Annotated in this window: 15 protein-coding genes; 6 read left to right on the forward strand and 9 right to left on the reverse strand. The window is 63.9% G+C overall.

From position 1 onward, the window contains the following. The first annotated feature begins 44 nt into the window (after nucleotides 1-44). Together FG93_RS14770 and FG93_RS14775 are read left to right on the forward strand one after the other, a co-directional pair. Nucleotides 45-1,715: an OPT/YSL family transporter gene (locus FG93_RS14770; protein ID WP_152579442.1), complete on the forward strand. Its 1,671-nt coding sequence runs from the start codon at nucleotides 45-47 to the stop codon at nucleotides 1,713-1,715. 243 nt (nucleotides 1,716-1,958) lie between these two features. After that, nucleotides 1,959-2,633, forward strand: a complete 675-nt coding sequence (locus FG93_RS14775) for an AroM family protein (RefSeq protein WP_043235507.1) — start codon at nucleotides 1,959-1,961, stop codon at nucleotides 2,631-2,633. 178 nt (nucleotides 2,634-2,811) lie between these two features. On the opposite strand, the gene FG93_RS14780 is transcribed toward FG93_RS14775, so the two are convergent. The 4 genes from FG93_RS14780 to FG93_RS14795 form a co-directional block, all read right to left on the reverse strand. Then, nucleotides 2,812-4,113 carry an FAD-binding oxidoreductase gene (locus FG93_RS14780; protein ID WP_043235508.1) on the reverse strand — a complete coding sequence of 434 codons (1,302 nt, stop codon included), beginning with the start codon at nucleotides 4,111-4,113 and terminating at the stop codon, nucleotides 2,812-2,814. 14 nt (nucleotides 4,114-4,127) lie between these two features. Continuing rightward, a complete protein-coding gene (locus FG93_RS14785; RefSeq protein ID WP_043235510.1) occupies nucleotides 4,128-4,859 on the reverse strand; it encodes an amino acid ABC transporter ATP-binding protein in 732 nt (243 codons plus the stop codon). Between the two features lie 8 nt (nucleotides 4,860-4,867). Next, nucleotides 4,868-5,530 (reverse strand): amino acid ABC transporter permease, encoded by a 663-nt coding sequence (locus FG93_RS14790; protein WP_043235511.1) that lies wholly within the window; start codon nucleotides 5,528-5,530, stop codon nucleotides 4,868-4,870. Between the two features lie 94 nt (nucleotides 5,531-5,624). After that, entirely contained in the window at nucleotides 5,625-6,380 is a 756-nt protein-coding gene (locus FG93_RS14795; protein ID WP_043235514.1) for an ABC transporter substrate-binding protein, read from the reverse strand. Between the two features lie 136 nt (nucleotides 6,381-6,516). On the opposite strand from FG93_RS14795, the gene FG93_RS14800 reads away from it, so the two are divergent. Next, nucleotides 6,517-7,104 (forward strand): helix-turn-helix domain-containing protein, encoded by a 588-nt coding sequence (locus FG93_RS14800; RefSeq protein WP_244448622.1) that lies wholly within the window; start codon nucleotides 6,517-6,519, stop codon nucleotides 7,102-7,104. 391 nt (nucleotides 7,105-7,495) lie between these two features. Here the strand turns inward: FG93_RS14800 and FG93_RS14805 are convergent, their stop codons facing one another. The 5 genes from FG93_RS14805 to FG93_RS14825 form a co-directional block, all read right to left on the reverse strand. Further along, nucleotides 7,496-7,717 carry a hypothetical protein gene (locus tag FG93_RS14805; protein WP_043235516.1) on the reverse strand — a complete coding sequence of 74 codons (222 nt, stop codon included), beginning with the start codon at nucleotides 7,715-7,717 and terminating at the stop codon, nucleotides 7,496-7,498. Then, complete coding sequence (locus FG93_RS14810; protein WP_152579443.1) at nucleotides 7,707-8,015, reverse strand: hypothetical protein; 309 nt, start codon at nucleotides 8,013-8,015, stop codon at nucleotides 7,707-7,709. The genes FG93_RS14805 and FG93_RS14810 overlap by 11 nt, the downstream gene beginning before the upstream one ends. A gap of 338 nt (nucleotides 8,016-8,353) precedes the next feature. After that, complete coding sequence (locus FG93_RS14815) at nucleotides 8,354-9,250, reverse strand: ABC transporter permease (protein ID WP_052513777.1); 897 nt, start codon at nucleotides 9,248-9,250, stop codon at nucleotides 8,354-8,356. Further along, nucleotides 9,250-10,203, reverse strand: a complete 954-nt coding sequence (locus FG93_RS14820; RefSeq protein ID WP_043235521.1) for an ABC transporter permease — start codon at nucleotides 10,201-10,203, stop codon at nucleotides 9,250-9,252. Before FG93_RS14820 ends, FG93_RS14815 begins: the two co-directional genes overlap by 1 nt. 33 nt (nucleotides 10,204-10,236) lie before the next feature. Then, nucleotides 10,237-11,925 (reverse strand): peptide ABC transporter substrate-binding protein, encoded by a 1,689-nt coding sequence (locus tag FG93_RS14825; RefSeq protein WP_081881554.1) that lies wholly within the window; start codon nucleotides 11,923-11,925, stop codon nucleotides 10,237-10,239. 338 nt (nucleotides 11,926-12,263) lie between these two features. Here FG93_RS14825 and FG93_RS14830 point away from each other — a divergent pair, with 338 nt between their 5' ends. From FG93_RS14830 to FG93_RS14840, 3 genes are all read left to right on the forward strand, one after another. Continuing rightward, nucleotides 12,264-13,592: an FAD-binding oxidoreductase gene (locus FG93_RS14830; protein ID WP_043235523.1), complete on the forward strand. Its 1,329-nt coding sequence runs from the start codon at nucleotides 12,264-12,266 to the stop codon at nucleotides 13,590-13,592. Nucleotides 13,593-13,782: 190 nt separating this feature from the next. Continuing rightward, entirely contained in the window at nucleotides 13,783-15,105 is a 1,323-nt protein-coding gene (locus FG93_RS14835; protein WP_043235524.1) for an FAD-binding oxidoreductase, read from the forward strand. A gap of 254 nt (nucleotides 15,106-15,359) precedes the next feature. Continuing rightward, nucleotides 15,360-16,028: a haloacid dehalogenase type II gene (locus FG93_RS14840; protein ID WP_043235660.1), complete on the forward strand. Its 669-nt coding sequence runs from the start codon at nucleotides 15,360-15,362 to the stop codon at nucleotides 16,026-16,028. The last annotated feature ends 4 nt before the right edge of the window (nucleotides 16,029-16,032 follow it).

Raw genomic sequence — 16,032 nt, forward strand, 5'->3', positions numbered from 1 at the left:
CGAGCACATCCGCCCCTGCAGGGGCCAATAACGGGGACTGAGGCATGATGGACCAACCGCAGGGAGTGCCTCAGCGGCACCCGAGCCTGTTCGAGCCAGGGACACTGGTGCTGATCGCCATTCTTTGCGTCTTTGGCGCGATCATTGGCATGCAGCTTCTGGTGTCCCTGGGCATCACGGCGAACACATCGCTGATTGGCGCGCTCGCCGCCATGGCGCTTGCACGTGTGCCGGTGGCGATGTTCACGCGCTATCGCTCGATCCACGTTCAGAACCTGGCTCAGAGCGCCATCTCGTCCGCGACATTCGGTGCTGCCAACAGCCTGCTCCTGCCGATCGGCATCCCCTTCCTGCTCGGTCGCTCGGATCTGGTGCTGCCGATGCTGGCAGGCGCCTTCGCCGCGATGTTGCTCGACGCCTACCTGCTCTACCGGATGTTCGATTCCCGGGTGTTTCCGGCGACCGGTGCCTGGCCCCCGGGGGTTGCCGCCGCCGAGGCGATCAAGGCCGGCGACGAGGGCGGGCGAAAGGCTGTGCTGATGGGGGTCGGCTTCGTCACCGGCATCCTGGTCTCCTTCGTCAAGGTTCCGCTCGCGGCCATCGGCTTTGTCGGCTCGACGGCGGTTTCCGGCATTCCGATGTCCGCCTTCGGCGTCGCCTTCATCGGCAATATCTGGGCGCTCTCAATGTTCGGCGTCGGTCTGCTGCTGCGCGGCTATTCCAGCCAGCTCTTCGGCGGCCCGCTCTTCGCCGACATCATCCCGAAGGGCGATCTGATGGCGGCCTATATCCCGCACGGCTTCATGATCGGTGCAGGACTGGTCGCCCTGTTTCAGGTCGCGCAGCTTCTGTTCAGGCGCAGCGAAGCCCAAAAGCTGGCCGAAGCCGCCTCCGGCGTCTCGGATGCGGAGGTCAAGCGCGCGCTCGGACTTGGCACCGTCGCATATCTCGCGATCGCGGTCTTCATCGCGCTGGTCGGCGGCCTGATGAGCGATATGTCGATCGGGATGCTGATCCTGTTCGTGCTTTATGCGGCCTTTGCCGCCTATGTGCATGAGCTCATCGTCGGCCTCGCCGCGATGCATTCTGGCTGGTTCCCCGCCTTTGCCGTCGCGTTGATCACGCTGATCATCGGCATGCTGATCGGCTTCCCGATGCCGGCGCTTGCCTTGCTGGTCGGCTTCTCCGCCGCGACGGGGCCTGCCTTCGCCGACATGGGCTATGATCTGAAGGCCGGCTACATCCTGCGCGGCAACGGCGCCGATCCGGTCTTCGAACGCGACGGCCGCCGGCAGCAGCTTTTTGCTGCGATGTTCGCCTTCGTCATCGCCGGTGCGGTCGTACTGGTCTCCTACCAGTCCTATTTCGACCAGAACCTCGTCGCCCCGGTGAACAAGGTCTATGCCGCGACGATCAAGGCAGGCGTGGCGCCAGGCGTCGCCTGGCAGCTCTTCCTCTGGGCGATCCCGGGCGCGATCCTGCAGTTGATCGGCGGCCCCAAGCGCCAGATCGGCGTGCTCTTCGCCACCGGCCTGCTGATCAATTTCCCGATGGCGGGCTGGGCCGTCCTGGCCGGCATCGCCTGCCGGCTGGTCTGGGAGAAGCTGCGCGGCAGCACAGGCGAAGGGGACATGGAGGTCTTCGCCGCCGGCATCATCGCCGGAGACGCGATCTTCAGCTTCTTCGACTCGGTGATCAAGAACTTCAGGCGCTAGAGCATCGGCCCGAAAAGTGCCTTGCGGTTTTCGGGAAAGCCGATGCGAACACCGAAGGCTGGATCATCGGACCGGATACGAGATCCGATCGATGATCCAGAGCATGCTGCGAAAAAGTGGCAACGGTTTTTCGCAATCGATCACGTTTTCTGCGTTTGGACGATTTCGTCCAAACGCAGCGTGATCCAAGCGCCCGTGTCGGAAACGGCACGGGCGTCCCATAGGACACTGGAGGGTCGCGCCATGCGCAAACTCGGAACCCTGACCATCGGCCAGGCCCCGCGCTCCGACATCACGCCCATCCTTGACGCGGTGATCGGCTCCGACCTGCCGCGCCGCCATGCTGGTGTGCTGGACGGGCTGAGCAAGGCCGACATCGAACGCGACTTCTCCCCTCGCGCCGGAGCTGCGGTGCTGATCACGAAACTGATCGACGGCAGTTCAGTCATTATCGACAGGAGCCGCACCGAAGCTGCGGCGCAGGCCAAGATCGCCATGCTGGAGGCCGAGGGCTGCAGCACGATCCTGATGCTCTGCACGGGCCATTTCGAGACCCTGGCAGCAGACGAGGCAAAACTGATCGAACCTGACCGTATCCTGCCGCCAACGGTCGCCGCCCTCACCCAGGGCGCGCAACTCGGCATTATCGTGCCGCTCGCCGAACAGATCGCAAGCGAGGCCGGCAAATGGGCCAGGCTTGATCGCAGCCCGCTCTATGCTGCGGCCTCGCCCTATGGCGGGTCCGGCCCTAACCTGGCCGAGGCGGCCAGCGACCTCGCCAAGCGCGGTGCCACGCTCCTCCTGATGGACTGCATGGGTTTCGTCGAGGCCCATCGCCGCGAGGCCGCAGAAGCGGCGAAGTTGCCCGTGATCCTCTCCAACAGCCTGATTGCCAAGCTCGTTTCCGAGATTGTCTGAGCACGGCCCTCGCGCAGGGCCCCTACCTCGGGCACCGCAGCAACGAACCAGGATGCGGAAGAGCGAAACCGGCTCGCTGACAAGGCGCCTATCATGCTCGTCCTCGCGTCAGGACTGAGCCTTGCTCGAAGGCAAGGAGGCAACCCCGCGTACAGCCGCCGCCGGAGAGACGGCACGACTACGCCGCCTTGTCCTTCATGCCGCCATCGGTCATCCGGTACCAGGTGATGATCGCCGAGACATAAAGCTCGTTCAGCGCATGCAACGGCAGCGGCTTGATCGGCACGATAGGAAAGGGCAGCAGGGCGCTGTCGCCGCTCACCAGATAACCGGCCATGGCCTTGCCCATAGCGGTCTGCAGGCCGACCCCGCGCCCCATGCAGCCGATATCGATCAGCAGGCCGGGCTCCGGCTCATGCAGATGGGGCAGGAAATCGCGGGTCAGCGCCACGCGCCCGCACCAGCGATAGTCGAAGCGCAGCCCCTTGGTCTGCGGATACATCTTGGCGACAACACGTTCAAGATGAGCCCAGTCACTGGCATCGTGCGGTTCGCGGAACGGACCGCGCCCGCCCATCAGCAGGCGGTTGGTGTGATCCTTGCGAAAATAGAGCAGCAGCTGCCGCGTGTCCGATGTCACCTGGCCCTCGGGCAGGATCGTGCCGGCGAGGTTGTCCGACAATGGCTCTGTCGCGACGATGAAGGAGTTCGGCCGGATCACCGTCTGGCGCAGTTTGGGGATCAGGTCGCCGGTATAGCCATTGGTGGCGACCACCACGCGCCCAGCCGTCACGCTGGCTCCCTGGGTGGTTCGCACTATCCAGCTCTCATCCTTGCGCTGCAAGCTGTTGACCGGACTCCGGCCGTGCAGGACAGCGCCGGCGCCAATTGCTGCCCTGGCGAGGGCGCGCGCATAGGCGAGCGGCTGCACGCCGCCGCCGCGCCTGTCCATCCAACCGCCGAGATAGCGATCCGTGCCGAGCAGACGGGACACCTCGTCGCGGTCGAGGAACGCCGTTTCGGCACCCTCGTCCGCCCATTCCTCGGCACGGCGCTTCACGGCTTCCACCATCGCCGGCGTATGTGCGCCCTGAATCCAGCCAGCGCGGCGATGCGGCACCTCCATCTTGTGCTTCTCGATCAGAGCGAAGACCAGATCGGCGGTGGAGCCAACGAAATTGATGAGGGCCCTGCCTGCTTCAGGACCAAACTTGGCCCGGATCTCACTCGGATCGTATTTGATTCCGGGAATGACCTGACCACCATTGCGACCCGAGCCGCCCCAGCCAGGTTCTTGCGCTTCCAGCAGGACGACCGACGCACCGGCTTCGGCCAGATGCAGTGCCGCGGAAAGCCCGGCATAACCGCCACCGATGACGCAGATGTCGGCATGTCGATCGGTTGCGAGCGGCGGCGTCGGTGAGGCAGCCGGAGCCGTAGCGTGCCAGAGCGAGGGGGCGAGCGGAAAGGGTTCGGCCATGGCGCGGGCATTCCTCAGATCGGCCGCAGGACGCGGCGCAGGAAATCCTGGGTGCGGGGATTGCGGGGGGCGGAGAGCAGCTCGCGTGCCGACCCTTCCTCGACGATGACGCCCTGATCGAGGAAGAGCACGCGGTCAGCCACCTCGCGTGCGAAACCCATCTCGTGGGTGACGACCAACATGGTCATGCCCTCTTCCGCCAGACTCTTCATCACCTCCAGCACCTCGCCGACCAACTCGGGATCGAGCGCCGAAGTCGGCTCGTCGAAGAGGATGGCCTTGGGCTGCATGGCGAGCGCACGCGCAATGGCGACGCGCTGCATTTGTCCCCCCGAGAGCTGAGCTGGATAGGCGTCGATCTTGGCGGCAAGCCCGACGCGGGCGAGCAGATCGCGCCCGCGCGCCGTCGCCTCTGCAGCCGGCTCCTTCTTCACATAGATCGGCCCCTCGACGACGTTCTCGAGCGCCGTGCGGTGCGGGAACAGGTTGAAGCGCTGGAAGACCATCGCCATCGAGGTGCGGATGCCGACGATCGACGAGGCATCGCGATCGACCTTGACACCGTCGATATGGACAAGGCCGCCGTCATAGGCTTCCAGCCCATTGATACAGCGCAGGATGGTCGATTTTCCGGAGCCAGACGGCCCGATCAGGCAGACGACCTCGCCTCTCTCGACGCTTGCCGTGATTCCCTTCAGCACCTGATGCGTGCCAAAGCTCTTGGTAACGGAGCCGAGTTCGATCATCGCGGGGCTCATCGTTTCGTCCCCTTGCCGAAGCGCCGCTCGAGCCAGCCGACGAAAGCGATCAGCGGCAGGCTCATCGAAAGATAGAGCAGCGCGACCAGCGTGTAGACCGTCATGTTCTTGAAGGTGGAGGAGGCGATCAGGCTACCCTGCAGGGTCAGTTCGGCTACGGTGATGGTCGAGGCCTGCGACGAATCCTTCAGCATCATGATCATGATGTTGCCGTAGGGCGGCAGGATGATCTTGATCGCCTGCGGCAGCACGACACGGCGCATCATCAGGCCCCAGCCCATGCCGATGGATTGTGCCGCCTCGATCTGTCCGTGGTCGACGGCCTCGATACCGGCACGGAAATTCTCGGACTGATAGGCCGAATAGGCGATCCCGAGCCCCAGGATCGCGGCCTCCAACGCGGTCAGCCTGAGGCCAAACTCCGGCATGACGAAATAAAGATAGAAGAGCTGCACCAGGATCGGGATGCCGCGTAGCGTGTTGACGACGAGCTTGGCGATCATGGCCAGCCAGGCGATGCCGGAGACGCGCATCAGCGCCCAGACGAGGCCAAGCAGCGACGACAGCAGCAGCGAGCCTGCCGTGACAAGAATCGTGAATTTCAGCCCCTGCAGCAGGAGAGGCATGAATTGTGCGGCGTCCCGCATGAAGTTCTGCATGGGGCTCGAACGGGTCAGAAACTGAGCAGGGCAAGCCGCAAGCGGCGGCTCGCAGAACGAAATGGCGCCCTGTGACGCCGGTCGCGGCCCGGGCCTATTCGAGGCCCCATTTCGCCAGGATCTTGTCGACGCTGCCATCCGCCTTGAGCTTGGCAAGCGCTGTGTTGATCTTCTTCAGCAGTTCACCGTCGCTCTTGCGCACGCCGATGCCGACCGAGCCGGTGATCATCGGCTTGTAGGACTTCACCAGCCGCACTTGCGGGAACTGTCCCTGTTTCAAGGTGTAGGCCATGATCGGCTGGTCGGCGAAGGCGGCCTGGATACGGCCGGCGTTCACATCGGCCAGAATGTCGGGCGAGGTCTTGTAGAGTTTCACCTCGGCGAAAAGGCCGGTCTTCTGCAGCGCATCGACATAGGCGGTACCGATCTGGGCACCGACCGTATAGCCCTTCATGTCGGCGAATTCCTTGTAGTCCTTGGTGTCGGAGCTCGGCACCAGCAGGCCTTCACCATAGGTGTAGATCGGATCGGAGAAGTCGATGACCTCCTTGCGGGCGGCGGTGATGTACATCGCTGCCGAGATCAGATCTATCTTGTTGCTGGTCAGCGACGCGATCAGCGTGGAGAACTGCATGCCCTCGACCTCGATTTTCAAATCGGCGGTCTTGGCGATCTCCTTGATGAGATCGACCATCACGCCCTCGATCGTGTTTGTCTTGGTGTCGAGGAAGGTGAAGGGGCTTCCGGTCGGGGTCGAGCCCACTTTCAGAACGGCTTGTGCCCGGGCTGGCGAGAAGGCGCCGACCAGCGCGCTTCCGGCCAGGATCGACAGAAAGGTCCGACGTTCCATCACGATATCCCCTCGTTTTCGGTGTGCTTGCTGCGCGTCCGGCCGTAATTTTCACGTGCGTGAAGATACGAGCATAGGATGATCTTGCTCGCAAGTAATTTCATGTGCATGAAATATGGGCGAAGATGGAGAAATCATGAGCGCCCCAGCCGCTACCGGAAACAGCCAACCAGTCGATCAGGAGATCGGCGCGGGCTTGCGCAGACTCAGGCGCGCGCGCCGGCTCTCCCTCGTGGATCTGGCGGCCCGCACCAATCTATCGATCGGCTTCCTGAGCCAGATCGAGCGTGGCCTTTCCTCACCGACCTTGCGCGTACTCGCTGGCATAGCGGACGCACTCGGCGTCAGCCTCGGCACTCTCTTTCCGGCCATGGGAACGCCCGACGGTCAGGCGGCGACGATCGTGCGCGGCTCGGAGCGCAGCGAACTCCAACTCTGGCGTTCAGGCATCCGCAAGCAGCTGCTGACGCCCCATTCAGAGGGCTCGAAACTGAACGTCTATTTGGTCGAGATGGAGCCCGGCGCCAGCACCGGCGAAGAACCCTACACCCATCACGGCGAGGAAGCCGGACTTGTTACGCAGGGTGCCATGGTGCTCAACGTCGAGAGCGAAAGCTGGACGCTGCAGGAGGGCGACAGCTTTCGCTTCCTGTCCTCGCGCCCACACCGCTTCGCCAATGGGGTGGAAGGCCGGACGCGGGTGCTTTGGATCAATGCGTTGTAGACAGGCTTTCTCACGGCCAGTCCTTCGAGATCGAGGTGCCGCTCCCGGATGCCTGGCTCGTCGAAGGCGATCTTGACCCGATCAACGCAGCCTTCCACCGCCAACATCTTACCCCCACGTCGGCTCAGGTTGAACGGAAGCGGCGAAGTTGCCCGTGATCCTCTCCAACAGCCTGATCGCCAAGCTCGTTTCCGAGATTGTTTGAGCGCGACCATCGCGCTCAGGCCCTGTTTCGGGCATGTCGCCACGAAAGGGCCTGCCGCAGAGCAGGACGCGCTCGCTGGCATTATGCCCGTCACGCCAGGGCTGCGTGCTTCTGAAGGCAAGGGGGCAACCGCGCTTAGCGCCAGGGCCTTCAGCCGTTCTCCGCGGCCGGCCCCGGCTCTTCCGATTATTTCAGATTGCCGAAAAGGCTCTTCTGCGTGACGCCGGCCCGGATCTGGTGCTCTTCGATCGCCCGCTCATGGCCATCGGAGCCTCGCACCCGGTATTGTCGCTGTCCGTTTTCGCTGGCCGGCAGCACCCGGATGATCTGGTAGTTTCCGACGCCGGATCTGTCGCGGAAGCCCAAACTCAGGCTGATCACATCACCTTCCTTATAGTCACTGGTCATGGAGCAACTCCTCGCTCTCGCAGCGCTCATCGAGCAGGCTCCCAACGAAGGTAGCCCCATCGCTGCAATGGTCGGTGATCGCGAGGTTCACGACATGCCCGTCCTCGCAGATCAGCCTGATTTCATAGGAGAGCAGCAAGGTTGGGATCCGGCGCAGATCGAGCTCGAAATGCCCACGGCACCCGCCGTTTGCATTCCGGGATGTTTCGAAACTGTAAGATACAGGCTGGCGTGTGCCGTCGCGCCAGATGATCTGGCCCTTGCCCTGAAGCCAGGTGACCTGGCGTTCGCTTTGCACGGCGAGAATTCCAGCCTTGACCGGTACCAACCTGGCACCGCGGCCCGCCCTCGGTTCAGATTGAACGGAAGCGGCAATGCAATGAGCGCTCCTTCACGACGCCAAGCAAGCAAAATCCGCGCGTCATCTCAGCACAGAGGCACGCCGGGAACGCATTTGGGAAACGTGCGGCCCAAAGCATCGGCCCGAAAAGTGGATCGCGGTTTTTGGGAAAGCCGATGCAGTCACAGAAGATTGGATCATCGGACCGGATACGATATCCGGTCCGATGATCCAATCGAGTGGCACGAGCAGCCCGCAGCGATGCGCCTCCCCTTCGAGACCGCCAGCCTGCGAGGTCACGGCAGGTCCATTCTGGGATCGAGCGCGTCGCGCAAGCCGTCACCAACGAAGTTGAAGCTCGTAACGGCGAGCGTGATTGCGGCGCCGGGCAGGATCGCAAGCCAGGGCGCGCTGGTGAGATAGCTTTGGGCGTTCTCCAGCATGTTGCCCCAGCTCGGCGTCGGCGGCTGGATGCCGTAGCCGAGGAAGCTGATATAGCTCTCGGCCAGGATCGCATGGGCGACGTTCAGCGTCGCGGCGACGACGATCGGTGCAATCGCGTTCGGCAGCAACTGACGAAACATGATGCGGCCGTTGCTGGCGCCCATCGCGACCGCTGCAACCACGTAATCGCGCGTACGGAGCGATTTTATCTGGGCCTCGACGACCCGCGCCACCTCCATCCACGAGGTCATCGCGATCAGCATGACGATCGAGGGCACCGACGGTGAAATCAGGGCCGAAATCGCAAGCAGCAGGAAGATCGAGGGGAAGCAGAGCATCGCGTCGACGAAGCGCATCAGGGCGGCACCGACCGCACCTTCGTAGAATCCGGCGATCATGCCGATGCAGATGCCGGTCGCCATGCTGATCAACATGGCGGAAAACCCGACTGCGAGTGAAATCCGCCCGGCCATCAGTAGCCGCGCCAGGATATCTCGCCCGAGCGGATCGGTGCCGAGCACATGCGGGCCCGAGAAGGGCGGCGCGAAGCGCTGCCGGATGTCGATGAACGTGTCGCTATAGGGCAGCAGCATCGGTCCGAAGATGCAGGCGAGCGTCATCGCCACGATTGCCACGGCGCCGAAAACCGCCAGCCGGTGCTGGCGGAAACGGCGAAAGCCTGGGCTGTTCCAGAAGAAGGGCGAAGCTGCCGTCCGGATTTCGGCGACACCGGTGAGATCAGCGCTCATCAGCCATTCCTCGCAATGCGCGGATCGGCGAGCCCATAGAGCAGGTCGGCGATCAGGCTACCGAGCAGCACCAGCACGGCGGTGAACATCAGGATGCCCATCACGGTCGGGTAGTCGCGGTAACTGATCGAGTCGAGGAAGAGCCTCCCCATTCCCGGCCAGGTGAAGACCGTCTCGGTCACCAGCGCACCCGAGAGTAGTGTCGGCACATGCAGGCCGGTGATCGTGATCATCGGCAGCAGCGCATTGCGAAAGGCGTGCCGTAGCAGAACCTGGCGCTCCGGCACGCCCTTGGCCCGGGCGGTGCGGATATAGTCCTGATTGACGACCTCAAGCATCGAGGAACGCATGTAGCGGCTCCACACCGCCGTCGAGACCAGCGCGAGCACGATGCATGGTCCGATCAGGTGATGGATGCGGTTGAGCACCGAACCATCGCCGACCGTGTAGCGGTTGCCGGCGGGCAGCCAGCCGAGCCCGACCGAGAAGACATAGATGATGACGAGGCCGAACCAGAAGGTCGGGATCGAGAGCGCGATCATGGCGCCGATCGTCGCCAGCGAGTCGAAGACCGAATAGCGCTTGACCGCGCCGAGGATGCCGACCCAGGCGCCGAGCAGCATGGCGAGCAGCGTCGAGGTCAGCATCAGCTCCAGCGTCGCGCCGATATGGGAGGCGATGATGTGCAGCACCGGCTGATGGTCGCGATAGGATAGCCCCCAGTCGCCGCGCAGCATGCGCCAGAGCCATTCCGCATATTGCACCGGCAGCGGGCGGTTGAGGCCAAGCTGTTCGGCGATGCGGTCGAGATCGGCCTGGGTCATGTCGCCGCCGGCGGCGAATTGCGAGAGCGGCCCGCCCGGAGCGAGATGCAGGATCGCGAAACCGATCATCGAGACGATCAGCAGCAGGACGAGCGCCTGCAGCAGCCTTCGCACGAGAAAGGTGCTCATGGCGCGGTGTTCCGGGCGGGTCTGTTCATGGTCTCAGCGCGCCCAGTACCAGCTGCCCATGTTCCAGGTGTTCTGGCGGGCATTGATATTGGGTTCATAGCCGATGAGCCCTTCCTTGTAGCCCTCGACCGGAACGTATTGATAGATCGGCAGGATCGGCAGTTCCTCGCGGACAATCTCCTGCAATTTCCAGTAGACCGCCTTGCGCTTCTCCTGGTCGAAAGTTTCCTGCCCCTCCTTCAGCAACTTGTCGACTTCGGCATTCTGCCACTGCATCTGGTTGGCGCCGCTGCCGCTCTTGGCGGGGATCGCATCAGAGGCGAAACGCGAGGCGGGATCGGGATCGATCACGGTGCGAAAGGCGGTGCCGACCAGGAGCGACTGGAACTTCGAGCGCGTATAGAACTCCCCCCAGATCACCGCAGCCGGCATGTTGTTGATCTTCATCGAGACGCCGACCTGCTGCCAGTCCTGCATCATAAGTTGCTGGCACTGCTCGCGTAGCGAGGCGCCGGTGGTCGTCGAGACCGCGAATTCGAGCGGCACGCCGTTCTTCATGCGCGTGCCCGAGCCGGAGCGCTTCCAGCCAGCATCGTCGAGCAGCTTGTTGGCCTTGGCGAGGTCGTAGCTCTGCTGCGGCAAATTGGGATTGTAGGCCCAGGATTCCTGAGGGGCGAAGGACTCGGTCGGCTTGTGCAGGCCATAGAAGATGACGTCGATGATCGCCTGCTTGTTGATCGAGGCGTAGAGCGCTTGGCGGACCGCCTTCTCGGACAAGGCCGGATGCTCCAGATTGGGCATCAGGATTTCGAGCGAGGCGTTCGGGATCTTCACGATCTTGCGGCCAGGCAGCTTCACGGCCTCGGCATAGAAATTCGCCGGGATGCCGGTGCCGATGATGAGATCGACTTGCCCCGTGCGGAACTGCGCATAGAGCGCCGTCTGGTCCGGCACATATTTGAGGACGGCCTTCTCCAGATAGGGCCCCTTGCCGTGATAGCGCTCATTCGCGACGAGCGTGATGTTGTCGCCCGGCGTGCGCTGCCCCCATTTGAAGGGCCCAGTACCGACCGGAGCTCCGTTGAAGGGTGCGGTATTCGGGTCGCTGGCCTTCTCGAGCAGATGCTTGGGCACGATGAAGGTATTGGAGAGCAGCGCGAGATAGGGCGCGTAGGCCTTCTCCATGCGCCATGAGATTTCGTGCGGTCCCTTGACCACGATATCCTTGACCAGCGCATGGCCAACGCGGGTGCGGCTCTTGAAGCCCGGCGCATTGATCAGCTCGAGCGTGTATTTCACGTCCTCGGCGGTGAAGGGCGTCCCGTCATGCCAGGTGATGCCCTCGCGCAGTTTGACCTTCCAGGCCAGGCCTCCTTCCGAGATGCCGCCATTGGCCTCGCTCGGCACCTCGGTTGCGAGATCGGGCATCAGGTTGCCCTGAGGGTCGGCGAGCCACATCGTGTTGAAGACCTGCATCCAGACGGTCTCGTCGACCTCGATGCCGGGCATCAGCGGGTTGAATGCGGTCGGCTCCTGCGACAAGCCGACGACGACCTGGCCGGTCGGTTTGGCGGGCGGCGGCGGAGCAGGCTTGGTCTGGGCGCTGGCGCCAAATCCCGAGGCGGCGAGAAGGCCACCCGCTCCGAGCGCGAGAATATGCCGGCGATGCAATGCCGGCATCGGGAAGGCCGAACCGGTCGTTCCGTCGGAGTGCTTGGTCATCCGGTAACCCCTCTTTGCTTGTTTTGCGGAAGTCCCGGGCGATCCGGGCAGCTCAGGCGGAATCGATCGCGCATCCACGCCGCCCGCTTCATCCGGCGAGTCATTCGCGGGCGCGGCCGATCCCTCAACCGCGTACCCAGGGTACGCCCTCGACCACCGGCTTCGGATGCCGATCACGCCGGTCGACCAGGTAGAATCTGCCGATTCAACCATCGTCTTTGGCACAGGGTTCTGCACTGGATCGGGTCTTATCGAACCGACCAAATTCGGATCAGCCGTGCGGAGGGATTGGTCGTCGGCCGCGCGGCGCTGCCCCGCATCGCAAGGAAAGCCAGCCTATGTCTCCTCCGGTCACGCGCGTTCGCAGCAACGAGACGCTGCCGAAATCCGCCGATGTGGTGGTGATTGGCGGTGGCATCGCCGGCACCAGCGCGGCCTATGAGCTGGCAAAGAAGGGGCACTCGGTCGCACTGGTCGAGAAGGGGCACCTCGCCGGCGAGCAATCGAGCCGGAACTGGGGCTGGTGCCGCCAGCAGAACCGCGACCTGCGCGAATTGCCGCTGGCGCAGCGCGCCGTCGAGATGTGGAACGGGCTGAACAAGGAGCTCGGGGCCGAGACGGGCTTCCGCCGCACCGGGCTGCTCTATGTCACGACCAAACAATCCGATCTCGACCTATGGTCGAACTGGGCCGACCGCGCGCGCGAGTATCAGATGCATAGCCGGATGCTGACTGCTGCCGAGGCCAAGGCCATGTCGCCGGGCAGCGCGGAGAACTGGATCGGCGGAGTGCATTCGCCGACCGACGGGCGGGCCGAGCCCGCGCTTGCGACCCCCGCCATCGCCGAAGGGGCACGCAAGCGTGGCGCGACCATTCATCAGAACTGTGCCGCACGTGGACTGGAGACCGAGGGCGGCAAGGTTTCGGCCGTCGTCACCGAAAAGGGCACGATCCGGACCAGTGCAGTGCTCTGCGCCGGCGGGGCCTGGAGCTCGATGTTCTGCCGCCACCACGGCATCAAGCTGCCTCAGGCCGGCGTGCGCTCAACCTCCTTTTTCACGGAGGCCGCACCGCAGGTGATCGAGGGCGGGCTGTCGATGCCCGACCTCACCTTTCGCCGCCGGCTCGATGGCGGTTATACGGTCGGCATTAGTGGACGCGGCCTGCTCGAACTCACCCCGCAGGGCATGCTCTACGCCCAGCAGTTCTGGCGCACCTTCAAGAAGCGGCGCGGGGGCCTCACCATCCGCGCCGGCCGGTCCTTCTTCGCCGGGCCGGAGGCGATCTCCCGCTGGAGCAATGATGGCATCTCTCCCTTCGAGCGGATCCGCACCTTCGATCCGCCAGCACAGGAGGAGCTGATCAGCTTTGCCCTGAGGCGGCTCGGGCAACTCTATCCGCAGCTCGCCAATGTGAAGGTCGCGCATAAATATGGCGGGCTGGTCGATTTCACCCCGGACTGGATTCCGGTCATATCCGGCGTCGCCGCCCTGCCCGGCTTCTATATCTCGACGGGCTATAGCGGTCATGGCTTCGGGATCGGCCCGGCCGCAGGGCGCCTTGCCGCCGACATCGTGGCCAACGACACCCCGATCGTCGACCCACGCCCCTATCGCTACAGCCGTATGATCGATGGGACCGATCTCGGCGAGCCCGGCATGATGTGACGCGTCCGCGCCCTGCAATGTCTTGAAGGCAAACCACGGCATCGCGTGCAGATCTCGCCGCAGGTGCATCCGGCGTTCGGCATCGAGACCGCACTGCGGCATTGCGCCCGGTATCGATGCAAAGATGATCCAATGCCGCCGGCAGCGCGGTCGCTAACCTTCCGACGAAACCTGCCGGAGTTCCCCATTTATGTCACCGACCCTTGAACGCATCGCCAGCAATGCGCGCCTGCCCACCGAGGCCGATATCGTCGTGATCGGCGCCGGAATCGTCGGCAGCGCGGCAGCCTATTTCCTGGCGAAGCGTGGGCACAGCGTAGCCCTCGTCGAGAAGGGTGTCGTCGGCGGCGAACAGTCGAGCCGGAACTGGGGCTGGTGCCGCCAGCAGAACCGCGACGCCCGCGAACTGCCCCTTGCCATGCGCGCGATGGAGCTTTGGGCCAAATTCAGCCACGAAATCGGCAGTGATATCGGCTTCAGGCGCAGCGGACTCATCTATGCCAGCAATGACGCCGGCCAGATCGCGCAATGGGAAATGTGGCGCGAAACGGCGCGGCAGTTCGGCATCGATACCCGCATGCTTTCCGGCAGCGAGGCAGCGGCCATGACGGGCGGTACGGGCCACTCCTGGCTCGGTGGGGTCCATTCGGTCAGCGACGGCACGGCAGAGCCCGCACGCGCCGCACCTGTACTCGCAGAAGGCGCCCGCTCGCACGGCGCGAGCATCCACCAGGATTGTGCTGCGCGCGGCCTCGACATCACGAATGGTGCGGTCTCCGGCGTGATCACCGAGAAGGGGTTGATTCGAACGCGCTCGGTGATCCTTTCCGGCGGCGCCTGGGCATCAGCCTTCTGCCGGCGCCATGGCATTCGGTTTCCGCAGGCGAGCATCCGCTCGACCATTTTGCGGACGGAAGTCGCGCCCCAGTTGCTCGATGCGCTCTACACCCCCGATTGCGCCCTGACGCGTCGGCTCGACGGCAGCTACACGATCGCCATCAGCGGCAAGGGCACTCTTGAAGTCACGCCGCAGGGATTGCGCTATGCGCGCGAGTTCCTGCCGATGTTCATCAAACGGCTGAAGGCGGTCGAGTTCGGCCTCGGCGCCTCCTTCTTCAAGGGGCCGGAAGCGTTCGGAAGCTGGGCTTTCGACAGGGAGACACCCTTCGAACGCATCCGGGTGCTCGACCCCGTGCCGAGCCGCAAGTCCGTTGCGCTGACCCTGGCACGGGCGCGGGCGCTCTACCCCGCACTTCAAAACATCGCCGTGCGCGAGAGCTGGGGCAGCTATATCGATTCAACGCCAGACGCCGTGCCGGTGATCTCGCCTGTCGCGGGTCTGCAGGGCTTCGTGCTGGCGGCCGGCTTCAGTGGGCACGGCTTTGGACTCGGGCCCGCGGCCGGCCATCTGGCTGCCGATCTCGCCGTGGGGGACAGGCCCATCGTCGACCCGCGACCCTTCCGGCATTCGCGCCTGATCGATGGCTCGCGGGGCGAGATCGGCGAATTCTGAACGCCGCTTGGCCGCCCCAGTTTGCCCCACCGTTGCGATGCTCGAGACGCCCCCGCCCGTCATGGCAGGCGCCAATCAGAGTGGAATGACCCGCTCGCAGCCGGCGGCAATACATGCTGATCCGGGGTAGGTGATCGGCAGAATCTTTGTTCGGCCGGACGCAATTCCAAGTCCGTGCCTGCCCGTCGGCACTAGTCTTGGATGCAACGCGGCAGATCGTGCTGGCGCGACAACTTCTGATGATGGGAGACGCGATGAGCACCCTGCGGCCGAAATTCGTGACCTTCGATTGCTATGGCACGCTGATCAATTTCGAAATGGGCCCGGCGGCGCGGCGCGTCTATGGCGCACGCCTGTCCCCCGAGGTCATGAACGGTTTCTGCGAGAGCTTCAGGGGGTTTCGCCTGGACGAGGTCCTTGGCGCCTGGAAGCCGTTCATCGAGGTGGTCCACAATTCGGTGGAGCGCAGTTGCAAGGCCTGGAAGATCACGTTCGACCCGGCCGACGCCCAGGCGATCTACGACGAGATCCCAAGTTGGAGCCCGCATCCGGATGTGCCGGCAGGCCTCGCCAAGGTCGCCAGGGAATTCCCCCTCGTCATCCTCTCGAATTCGATGAAGGAGCTGATCCCGCACTCGGTCGTCAAGCTCGGCGCTCCCTTCCACGCGGCCTATACCGCAGAGGAGGCACAGGCCTACAAGCCCCGCCTGCAGGCCTTCGAATACATGTTCGACATGCTGGGCTGCGGACCTGAAGACGTCGTGCACTGCTCGTCCAGCCTGCGCTACGACCTGATGAGCGCCTACGACCTGAAGATCGGTCAGCGGGTCTTCGTCAATCGCGGTCATGAGCCCGGCATTCCCGCTTACGGCTACCACGAAATCAAGGACATCGGCGGCCTGCCAGGCCTGCTCGGGCTCTGACGCC

It is taken from the genome of Allobosea sp. LC85 (assembly GCF_000735605.1).
GTDB lineage: Bacteria > Pseudomonadota > Alphaproteobacteria > Rhizobiales > Beijerinckiaceae > Allobosea.